A 10,000-nucleotide genomic window follows, 5' to 3' on the forward strand; every position below is an offset into this window, starting at 1 on the left:
TCCATTCGAGAATTTCTCATGTCACTGACACATATGAGAAATTCTCGCTTCTTCAACGGCCGGATGCGGTCAGCATCTTCGGCCGTTGGTATGAGTCTGTCTGGGAACGGTTAAGCCCGCATACGGATATCGGCTTCGATATCGCGCAGGCGACGGGCGCGGCGTTGGGCGATCATGCCCATGCTGCCGATGACCGACAGGGCGGCGCAGAACAGGCCGAACTGAATGAGCCCTTCCGGGCGGAAGCCATAGGCGGTACCAGACGTCAGATAGCCGTACAGCAGGGCCACCGTGCCGGGCAAGGTGCCGATGGCCACACCGACCGCGCCCCATACATACTCAGTCACGTATTCGCGCCGCACTTCGCACAAGGCGTCCAGTTCTTCGTTCGACACCACATGGCGCAGCGGCTTGTCCAGCGTGTTACGCGGCGGATTTTTGAGCGGAGTCACCGTGGTGGGGGTGGCCTTGTCTTCAGACATAATGTGTCCTTTTCCCGAACTGTGGATATATCCTCTGCGCAGGACTTACGAAGGTCAACCGGGCAATCGCGGTTTTTGTTAACAGTGTATTATCCATGCTATAGTTTTCGGTATTTTCGTTTCATAGCGGGACATGACTAGGTTAACCGCCGATACGATAATAACCAGACAGGCGAGTAAAGGCCTCCGTCAATGCTTCGGGAGCACAGGCCGCCTGCGACAAAGGCCAGTCTTCCAGCCCCACCCGACGCGCCGGCCCGGCCAGATCACCCAGCACAGCAGCCGCCTCGTCGCAGCGCCTGCGCGCCTGAAGACGATAGAGCGGCAGGTCACTGGCCGCGGTGGAGCGCCCCCCGCCACCAAAGCGGCTCCAGTCCTGAGTCAGGCGATCAGCGGCATAGGCCGTGGCGTGATCGCGCCGCCACTGATCCAGGGCCAGCAACTGAAGACGGTCAAAATAGCCCTCGCGGATCAGGCCACTGAGGTCATCCGGCGGCGGCATCAGGCTCAGCCGCCCGTCGGCATGGCGGGTCAGCGGCCCCAGCGCCTGAACGGCGCGCAGGTCGGCGGCACTCAGCCGGTCCACGGCGCGCCTTCGCCCGTCCGCGGTCAGGCGCAGTTCGTAACCGCCTGCTACGGGTTTCAGGTGCGCCCCCGGCGCTTTCAGCCGCTCGCGCAGGGCTTCGGGCGTACCCCGCATCAGGCGGCCCTCCGGCGCGGCAGGGCCAGACCGGAGGGCATGTCCAGCAGACAGGCCTCCAGCCGCTCGATCTGCTCGTCCCACAGGCGGTTGTCGCGCAAATCCTCGATGCGACGGCAGGCGTGGCCGACCGTCGTGCGGTCACGGCCAAAAGCCGCGCCAATGCGATAGAGCGGCCATTGCCAGGCCACCGAGATCAGATACATGCACAACTGCCGGGCCCGCGATGTGCGCGCATCCTTGCGGTCTATGGCGCGGATATCGCTGAGCGGCACGCCGGTCACCACCGACACCAGCCCCATCACATAGTCGGCCTGTGTCAGGTCCGCCTGTGCCTCGGCGGCGATTTCCGCCTCTGTCTGCACCCTCCGTTTCATAGCGATCCCCTTTCACGAGACTCAAATGTTGCCAATTTGTTCTCATGTTAAGCGAGGTGGATATTGAGAGGATAGTTTTCCTATTTCAAGTGAAAATATGGGCAATTAAGCCTATTTTTCGCTCTTAAGTAGGGGGATAGAGGGCCAGATGACGACAGCAAAACCCCTGCGCGCAGAGATGATTCGTCCCCTATGATGGGTGATAAAAGGGGAGTATGGAGTGGGATGATTTCTGATGGAATCATCCCACTCAAGCCGCCATTGAGGCGGCGGCCAAGGTGGCGCAGCCACCGCCCGGCGAGGGGCCAAACAAAAGCTGGATCATTATGTTTCTGAAAGAAATCATAATGATCCAAAAAAATCAGGCGGCGCGGATGCCGCTGGGGCCGGTCAGTTCCGGCTGGCCGATCAGGGCATCATGGCCCAGAATCATATCGACATTGACCCCGTCGGAGGCCAGAGGCAGACGCAACCAGAACAGGCTCAGCGATTTTGAACCACGCCACGCCATCGAATGCAAACCGACACCGGGTTTGCGCGTGCGCACCACGAAGGTGAGTTCTTCGGCCCAGTAGCGGGCTTCTTCGGGGCCATAGATGTCGGTGAACGACTTGCCCGTGATCTCCATACCATAGGCCGTGTAGAGGTCGGTGCCGGCCAGCCGCTGACGGAAACGCTCAGGTTCATTGGCCGGATCATCGGCCAGCACATCAATCAGAGAAATGGTCGGCAACAGCTTGCGCACACTGCACGGATCAATGTCGGCGCGCGACGGCAGGCGTCCGGGGCGGCGCAGGCTCTTCCAGTAACGGAAGACCTCTTCGTGCATGCGCAAAGCGCTCAGCATTTCCGCTGCCATGCCCGTCATAATCGCCTGAAACCTTGCCCCGTATACGAATCACTGATCTTCACCTTCTCTTAATCAGTGATTCCTTGGCAAGCAAAAAAGGGTTAACCAGAGATTTAAACCCGGTTAAGGCCGCCGCCTATCCACAGATGCGGGCTTAAGGATACGGTCCGCAGGATTTAGACTCCTTTTGTTCTCATCACGCTGTGCGGTTTGTGACAAAATGCCGCTCGTATCTGTTTATGAGGTCAATAAAGCCGCAAAATCTCACATTCTGAGCCGTCTGGTACTTTGACGAGTCTTGAGCCGCGGGTCGCGTGAGGCGATTCTATATTTATCGCCAGCCTGATTTCGGGGCTACCGCTTCAGGTCCTGCGCGAAGGCCAGCATGGCGGCGCGTTGCGGTACGGACAAGGCGTCTATTTCCATCGACTCCCCTTGCGACAGGGCGCGGATCATCATCGGCGTCAGGGCCGAAGAGAGCGACCAGTTCCAGTAGCGCAGCACCGTCTGCGCCCGATCCACAGCCAGGGTGTCATAGACAACCAGCACCCGCTCAAGGTCCGGATGCACCTCCCCGTCCTTTTGCCCCGGACGGCGCAAAGCCCGCCACAGATTGCGCAGATCGGCCTTTTTCAGCCCCGTTGCCTTGCACAGAACGGCCAGCGCCTCACCGCCACCATCCCGCAGGATTTTGGCCCCGGTCGAAGGCTTGATACCGGACAGATAAGAGATTTCCTCGGCCGTGTGCCGCGTCATGCCGCTGCGCGCGGCCTCGGCAATGGCGGCCTCCAGACTGGCGAACGGGCTTTTTTTCAGGGCCTCGCGGTTGCGCTGACGGCGTTCGATAAATTGCAGGGCCTTGCGCGCCAGCGGATCGCCCCACCCTTCTTTCGCCGCCATAGCGAATACGTCACCAGCGGAATCCTGCATGACTTCGCGGTTGACGGCAAACCGACTGAGGATGACGCGACGCACATCGGCATCGGCCCACCAGAACATCACATAGGCCGAGCTGGGGCGCAGTTCCAGCCGCCGGATCAGATGCGGCACCAGTCGTGGCGTGTCCTGACTGAGCGACACCGCCGCCTCGATAGCGCCCTGCGACAGGGTGGAGGTGCGGTTCTTTAACAATTGCTCGACCGTGTCGATATCGCCGGTGTCGGTCAGAGCTTCGGCCACCACAGGCCCGATATGTTTACGCGCCGCCAGAAGGCGACAGTGGGTCGGCGTACCGCGGCGAACGCAATAGAGCAGATCGGTTTCGGCCAGCGAGTCGCAATCCTCGATCAGGAAGCGGGCGATCTCGGGCTCATCGGTAATCAGCAGACGCACCAGCGTGTGCGGCACTTCGCTCAGCTTGCTGAGACGGCGCGCCACGCGCAGGCGCTCGCCCTTTTGCGCTTCACGCAGCATTTCGACCAGCAGGTCGGCGGTCACGGCGCGCTCAAAGGCATTGACCCGCGTTTCCGGCAGACAGACCACGTCAGCGAGCCGTTTCAGCAGGGTCTGACGCGCCGGGAAGACCTGTTCATGGGCCTCATCGGCACGCGCACCCACCGCGATAAGGCCGTCATCAACGGACATTTCGTCTTCTGGGCTCAGGGCTTGCGAGTCAGGCGGCGTGCTCATGGCAAGCACTATGCCTAGCGAGATATTAAAAGAGGTTAAAGCCGACCCCGAACACCACCATAGGAAGCCGCTCCCCTGTGATCAGAGGAGCGGCGTGATTTTACAGCCCGTCGAAGAGAGCGGTCGAGAGGTAACGCTCGGCAAACGACGGGATGATGACCACGATGGTCTTTCCCGCATAGGCGTCCTGCGCCGCCAGACGGAAGGCGGCCTTGAGCGCGGCACCCGACGAAATCCCGACCGGCAGACCTTCGAGTTGCGCCGCCTGACGCGCGGTGGCGAAGGCGTCGTCGTTCGACACCTTTTCGACCTTGTCGATGACGCCCTTGTCCAGAATGCCCGGCACAAAGCCCGCGCCGATGCCCTGAATCTTGTGCGGCCCAGGCTCACCGCCCGACAACACGGGGGAGGCTTCAGGCTCAACCGCGACGACTTCGACCGAAGCCTTCTTTTCTTTCAGCACCTGACCGATACCGGTGATCGAGCCGCCGGTGCCGACGCCGGAAATCAGCACATCGACCGCGCCGTCCGTATCGTTCCAGATTTCCTCGGCCGTCGAAATACGGTGGATTTGCGGGTTGGCGGCGTTTTCGAACTGCTGCGGCATGACCGCCCCCGGCGTGGCGGCGACCAGTTCCTGCGCGCGGTTGACGGCCCCGCGCATCCCCTTTTCCGCCGGGGTCAGCTCAAGGCGCGCCCCCAGCAGCGCCAGCATCTTGCGGCGCTCCAGCGACATGGATTCCGGCATGACGAGGATAAGTTCATAGCCCTTTTGCGCAGCGACAAAGGCCAGAGCGATCCCGGTATTGCCCGAGGTCGGCTCGATGATAACGCCTCCGGGCTTCAGTTGCCCCGTCGCTTCCAGCGCTTCGATCATGGCCACACCGATGCGGTCCTTGACCGAGGCCAGCGGGTTGAAGAATTCCAGCTTGGCCAGAACCGTCGCCTTGGCCCCGTATTCAGCCGACAGACGCGGCAGCTTGACCAGCGGCGTATCGCCGATGGTGTCGAGAATGGATTCAAACACCTTGCCGCGGCCTTTGCGGGCATAGCGCGAGGCCGTCGATTGCGGTTGCGTGTCGGGCATGGGAAACCTCCGTAACGGTTTTAGAAATAAGGCGTGGCGTCCCGCATGGGCTGACCGGCGCAGTGGGCGGGCACGTAATCTAAAGTGTCCAGCCCTACAGAAGATGGGATCGCCTGACCAGAAGCGCGAGGTCGCACCGCCTTTCGTCATGCGAATTTTATGGATTATAGCCGCAAGGGTGTTTCCTGATAAGGCAAATCACCTCACACATGGCGCGATCAGAACTAAACTGCCTGAAACCCCGATCCCAACGCAGAGACTTTAAAGACCATGGATGACCTTTCGCTGACGACGCCTGAACAGGGTTCCGAAACCGAAACTCCGGCAAAGGTCGCGGCCCTGCCCAATCCGCACGAACTGGCGACGCAACTGGTGGCCAAGCTGTGCCACGACTTTATCTCGCCGACCGGGGCCATTATTTCGGGCCTCGACCTGCTCAGCGACCCGTCGGCGCAGGACATGCGCGACGATGCCGTCAACCTGATCCAGACCTCGGCGACCAAGCTGGTCACGCTGGTGCATTTCGCTCGCGTAGCCTTCGGGGCCGCGACCTCGGCCGAAGCCTTTTCGGCCAAGGAACTGAACAAGACCCTGTCTGACGTCTTTTCGACCATGCGCGCCACGCTCGATTTCGACGTGGCCGATGAGGTCGTGTTCGAAAAGCCGGCAGCCCGTGCCCTGATGAATCTTGGCTATATTGCCGGTAACGCCTTGCCGACCGGGGGCACGGCGACCCTTCGTCGCGAAGAGACGGACGAGGCCATCATTTTGACGGCGCAATCCAATGGCCCGCGCGCGCGCCTCAAACCCGAAGCGGTGGAGGGCCTGAACGGTCAGCCCCTGTCGGACGGCCTGAGCGGGCAATGGATACAGCCCTTCTGGCTGCACAGCGTCGTGCAGGAGGCCGGCGGCACGCTTGCGGTCACTCTGGAGCCCGATTCACTCGGCATTAAGATCGTTCTACCAAAAAAATAACAAAGTTCACGTTTCCAGCCCGTTCTGCAAACACTCCTTTAACCAAACCATCTGATGATGGGCGGTCAAAGGTCCGACCCACGCCCTCATTTCAGGGTCGGCCATAGTGTTCTGACGGGGTGTAAAGTGGACGATCTGATTGCGGAATTCCTGACCGAGACGGCCGAAAGCCTTGAGGTGGTCGATAGTGAACTGGTCAAGTTCGAGGCCAACCCCAACGAACGAAAGACGCTCGATAATATCTTCCGGCTGGTGCACACCATCAAGGGCACCTGCGGCTTCCTGGGGCTGGGTCGCCTCGAAGCCGTGGCCCACGCCGGTGAAACCCTGCTCGGTCGCTTCCGCGATGGCAAGCTGGAGGTCACGCCGACGGCGGTGACGCTGGTTCTGCACTCCATCGACCGCATCAAGCTGATCCTCAATGGTCTGGAACAGACGGGCAATGAGCCCGACGGCGACGATGATGACCTGATTTCGCAACTGGAGGCCATGGCCGAAGGTCGCGAAGTGGCCATCGAGACCGTTCAGCCGGTTCAGGTCCCCGACCGTCCGATCAATGCCGATATCCCCGAAGTCGTCATCGCCGAAGTCAAGCCGGAGCTGGAACGCCCGCTGCGTCCGGGCGAAGTGTCGCTCGACGAACTGGAAGCCGCCTTCCTCGCCGCCGAAGCCCCCGACTGGATGAGCGATCCGGAGCCGGAGCCCGTGGTCGAAGTCAAGGCCGAAGCCCCGAAGCCCGAACCCAAGCCTGAACCCAAGGTCGAAGCGCCCGCCGCTGTGGCCCCGAAGGCTGAACCCGTCGAGGCGGCGTCCGGTGCGCTGGCGGCAGCGCTCGGTGATGAAAACGGCGGTATCGCCACCACCCAGTCGATCCGCGTGTCGGTCGATGTGCTGGAAGGCCTGATGACGCTGGTGTCGGAAATGGTTCTGACCCGCAACCAGCTTCTGCAAATCTCGCGTAACCGCGAAGACTCGGCCTTCGCTACCCCGCTGCAACGCCTGTCCACCCTGACCGGTGAATTGCAGGACAGCGTGATGAAGACGCGCATGCAGCCCATCGGCGCGGCGTGGAAGAAGCTGCCCCGTCTGGTGCGCGACCTGTCGCACGAACTGGGCAAGAAGATCGACCTGATCATGGAAGGCGAAGGCACGGAACTGGACCGTCAGGTTCTGGAACTGATCCGCGACCCGCTGACCCACATGGTGCGCAACTCGGCCGACCACGGCCTGGAACCCACCGAAGAACGCATTGCTCTGGGCAAGCCCGCCAATGGTCAGGTGAAACTGGCGGCCTTCCACGAAGGTGGCTACATCGTCATCCGCATTTCGGACAATGGTCGCGGCCTGAACACCGCCCGCATCCGAGAAAAGATCGTCGAAAAGGGTCTGGCGACCCGTGCCGAAGTCGAAGGCATGAGCGATCAGCAGATTCATCGCTACATCTTCGCGCCGGGCTTCTCAACGGCGGCCAAGGTCACCAACCTGTCCGGCCGCGGCGTCGGCATGGACGTGGTGCGCACCAATATCGAGCAGATCGGCGGTCAGATCGACCTCAACTCGATCGCCGGTCAGGGCACGACCTTCACCATCAAAATCCCGCTGACGCTGGCCATCGTTTCGGCCCTGATCGTCGGTGCCGGTGGTCAGAAGTTCGCCGTGCCGCAAACCTCGGTCATGGAACTGGTCCGCACCGGCGCCAATGCCGAGCACAAGATCGAAAAGATCAACGACGCCCTCGTCCTGCGTCTGCGCGACAAGTTGCTGCCGCTGGTCCAGCTTGGGCCGACGCTGCAACTGGAAGCCGCCACCGAAGAGAACGCCACTTTCGTCATGGTCATTCAGGTCGGTGAGCGCCGCTACGGTCTGGTCGTCAATGACGTTCTGGACACCGAAGAAATCGTCGTCAAGCCGCTGGCCTCCATCCTGCGCGACGTGGACATCTTCTCCGGGGCGACCATTCTGGGCGACGGCTCGGTGGTGCTGATCCTTGATCCGAACGCCCTGTCCGAACGCGCCGGCAACATGCTGGAAGAAAAGGTTGAAGAGTCCGCCGAAGACGCCATCGCCGAAAGCGCACAGGGCCAGAAGGTGGCCATGCTTTTGTTCCGCGCCGGTGGCGGTGCCCCGAAGGCGGTCGAGCTGGAGCACATCACGCGCCTCGAACACATCGAAGCCGAAAAGATCGAGCGCATGGATGGCCGCGCCGCTCTGCAATACCGTGGCAAGCTCATGCCGATCCTCAACGTCGCCGATACCTACGGCTTCAAGGAGCAGGATATTCAGCCGCTGCTGGTCTTCACCGGCGAAGGCTATGCCATGGCTCTGGCCGTCGATGAGATCGTCGATGTGGTCGAAGACTTCCTCAATATCGAACTGTCGCCGGATCGTCCGGGCGTGCGCGGCACCGCCGTCATCACCGGTCGCGCCTGCGAAATCCTCGACGTCGATCACTACCTGCTGCGCGGTCTGGCCGAACACGCCCGCCGTCAGCCCGCCCAAGACCTTATCACCGAAGCTGCCTGAGGTTCATTATGAGTATCCGTGATTACGTGACCCTGCGTGTCGGTGGCCAGCTGTTTGGCGTCGATGCCGCCCGCGTCCATGATGTCTTCCATCCGCGTGGCCTGACGCCCGTGCCGCTGTCGCGCACCGAAATCGCCGGCGTGCTGAACCTGCGCGGCCGTATCGTCACCGCCGTCTGCGCCCGTCGCCGCCTGGGCCTGTCGCCACGCCCGGCCGATGCGCCGGAGCCGCTGGCCATCGGTCTCGAAGTGCATGGCGATTCCTACGGCCTCGTCATCGACTCGGTCGATGAGGTCCTGAAGCTGGATGACGAAAAGTTCCACGCCCCGCCGGGCAACCTGCCGCCGCGCTGGGCCGAAATTATCGTCGGCGTTTATCAATTGGAAAAGGAACTTCTGATAGTTCTGGACCCGCACACCCTTCTGGACGCCGCCCACCTCAAGGCCGCCTAAGGTTTGGTGCGCGATTGACTCCGAAAAGCGGTGCCCACTTTTCGGATTGCGCTTACGGGCTCAGGAAAAAGCGATATGAAAACCTGCCTCGTCGTCGATGACAGCCGCGTTATCCGCAAGGTGGCGCGTCGCATTCTGGAAAATCTCCAGTTTGAAGTGGCCGAGGCCAATGACGGCCTCGAAGCCCTCAACTACTGCAAGTCGTCCATGCCCAACGCCATCCTGCTGGACTGGAACATGCCGGTCATGGACGGCATCACCTTCCTGCGTCAGTTGCGCAAGGAAGAGGGCGGCACCGACCCCGTCGTGGTCTTCTGCACCACGGAAAACGATCTGGCCCACATCACCGAAGCCCTGACCGAAGGCGCTTCGGAATACATCATGAAGCCCTTCGACGGTGAAATCCTCGAAGCCAAGTTCACCGAAGTCGGCCTTATCTAAGGTATCCCCAGCGTATGTCGCTTAACCCCAATCCCTCGGTATCGCTGCGCCCCCTGCGGGTGATGATCGTTGATGACTCGGCGGTCGTGCGCGGCCTTGTCACCCGCTGGATCGAAGCGGAAAGCGACATGGTGCTCGTCGGCTCCGCCACGGACGGCCAGAAGGGCATCGACAAACTCAAGGAACTTCAGCCCGATGTGCTGATCCTTGATATCGAGATGCCGAACATGAACGGCCTCGAAGCCCTGCCCAGGATGCTGGCGGCCAAGCCGGGCCTGAAAATCCTGATGGCCTCGACCCTGACGACGCGCGGGGCCTCGGTCACCATCCGCGCCCTTGAACTGGGCGCCGCCGACTATGTGCCCAAGCCCGACTCCGCCCGTATCGGCGGGGCAGACGGCTTCAAAAGCGAGCTTCTGACCAAGGTGCGTGCCCTGTGTGGTCGCACGCGCGCTTGGCCCAATGCCGCGGCCGCCGGTGCCTC

The 10,000-nt window shown here is 61.5% G+C and carries 11 protein-coding genes; 5 read left to right on the top strand and 6 right to left on the bottom strand.

What is annotated here, in order from left to right; translation table 11 throughout:
• Window positions 1-110: 110 nt before the first annotated feature.
• The 6 genes from LDL37_RS13285 to cysK form a co-directional block, all read right to left on the bottom strand.
• The gene (locus LDL37_RS13285) at window positions 111-482 is read right to left on the bottom strand and encodes a hypothetical protein (protein WP_126422676.1); all 372 of its coding nucleotides are present in this window, start codon (window positions 480-482) and stop codon (window positions 111-113) included.
• 142 nt (window positions 483-624) lie between these two features.
• On the bottom strand, window positions 625-1,182 hold the full coding sequence (locus tag LDL37_RS13290) for a hypothetical protein (protein ID WP_290799196.1): 558 nt from the start codon (window positions 1,180-1,182) through the stop codon (window positions 625-627).
• Window positions 1,182-1,559, bottom strand: coding sequence for a helix-turn-helix domain-containing protein (locus LDL37_RS13295; protein ID WP_290799198.1), 378 nt, complete (start codon window positions 1,557-1,559; stop codon window positions 1,182-1,184). Before LDL37_RS13295 ends, LDL37_RS13290 begins: the two co-directional genes overlap by 1 nt.
• A gap of 361 nt (window positions 1,560-1,920) precedes the next feature.
• Window positions 1,921-2,427 (bottom strand): PAS domain-containing protein, encoded by a 507-nt coding sequence (locus tag LDL37_RS13300; protein ID WP_126422670.1) that lies wholly within the window; start codon window positions 2,425-2,427, stop codon window positions 1,921-1,923.
• Window positions 2,428-2,763: 336 nt separating this feature from the next.
• Window positions 2,764-4,038 (bottom strand): DUF2336 domain-containing protein, encoded by a 1,275-nt coding sequence (locus LDL37_RS13305; RefSeq protein ID WP_290799201.1) that lies wholly within the window; start codon window positions 4,036-4,038, stop codon window positions 2,764-2,766.
• A 100-nt stretch (window positions 4,039-4,138) separates the two neighbouring features.
• Window positions 4,139-5,125 (bottom strand): cysteine synthase A, encoded by a 987-nt coding sequence (gene cysK, locus LDL37_RS13310; protein WP_290799203.1) that lies wholly within the window; start codon window positions 5,123-5,125, stop codon window positions 4,139-4,141.
• Window positions 5,126-5,395: 270 nt separating this feature from the next.
• On the opposite strand from cysK, the gene chpT reads away from it, so the two are divergent.
• The 5 genes from chpT to LDL37_RS13335 all read left to right on the top strand — a co-directional run.
• A complete protein-coding gene (gene chpT, locus LDL37_RS13315; RefSeq protein ID WP_290799205.1) occupies window positions 5,396-6,100 on the top strand; it encodes a histidine phosphotransferase ChpT in 705 nt (234 codons plus the stop codon).
• A gap of 126 nt (window positions 6,101-6,226) precedes the next feature.
• Entirely contained in the window at window positions 6,227-8,623 is a 2,397-nt protein-coding gene (locus LDL37_RS13320; protein ID WP_290799207.1) for a chemotaxis protein CheA, read from the top strand.
• Window positions 8,624-8,631: 8 nt separating this feature from the next.
• Complete coding sequence (locus tag LDL37_RS13325; RefSeq protein WP_013478136.1) at window positions 8,632-9,075, top strand: chemotaxis protein CheW; 444 nt, start codon at window positions 8,632-8,634, stop codon at window positions 9,073-9,075.
• Between the two features lie 75 nt (window positions 9,076-9,150).
• A complete protein-coding gene (locus LDL37_RS13330; RefSeq protein ID WP_013478135.1) occupies window positions 9,151-9,516 on the top strand; it encodes a response regulator in 366 nt (121 codons plus the stop codon).
• Window positions 9,517-9,530: 14 nt separating this feature from the next.
• On the top strand, window positions 9,531-10,000 hold a 470-nt coding region (locus LDL37_RS13335), incomplete at its 3' end, for a response regulator (protein ID WP_290799212.1).

The organism is Asticcacaulis sp. (assembly GCF_020217185.1).
Taxonomy (GTDB): Bacteria; Pseudomonadota; Alphaproteobacteria; order Caulobacterales; family Caulobacteraceae; genus Asticcacaulis.

Excerpts from the sequence above, each read along its gene's own strand:
- LDL37_RS13300 (WP_126422670.1), bottom strand. The coding sequence starts at position 2,427 with ATGACGGGCATGGCAGCGGAAATGCTGAGCGCTTTGCGCATGCACGAA.
- LDL37_RS13330 (WP_013478135.1), top strand. The coding sequence starts at position 9,151 with ATGAAAACCTGCCTCGTCGTCGATGACAGCCGCGTTATCCGCAAGGTG.
- chpT (WP_290799205.1), top strand. The coding sequence starts at position 5,396 with ATGGATGACCTTTCGCTGACGACGCCTGAACAGGGTTCCGAAACCGAA.
- LDL37_RS13285 (WP_126422676.1), bottom strand. The coding sequence starts at position 482 with ATGTCTGAAGACAAGGCCACCCCCACCACGGTGACTCCGCTCAAAAAT.
- LDL37_RS13305 (WP_290799201.1), bottom strand. The coding sequence starts at position 4,038 with ATGAGCACGCCGCCTGACTCGCAAGCCCTGAGCCCAGAAGACGAAATG.
- cysK (WP_290799203.1), bottom strand. The coding sequence starts at position 5,125 with ATGCCCGACACGCAACCGCAATCGACGGCCTCGCGCTATGCCCGCAAA.
- LDL37_RS13290 (WP_290799196.1), bottom strand. The coding sequence starts at position 1,182 with ATGCGGGGTACGCCCGAAGCCCTGCGCGAGCGGCTGAAAGCGCCGGGG.
- LDL37_RS13325 (WP_013478136.1), top strand. The coding sequence starts at position 8,632 with ATGAGTATCCGTGATTACGTGACCCTGCGTGTCGGTGGCCAGCTGTTT.
- LDL37_RS13295 (WP_290799198.1), bottom strand. The coding sequence starts at position 1,559 with ATGAAACGGAGGGTGCAGACAGAGGCGGAAATCGCCGCCGAGGCACAG.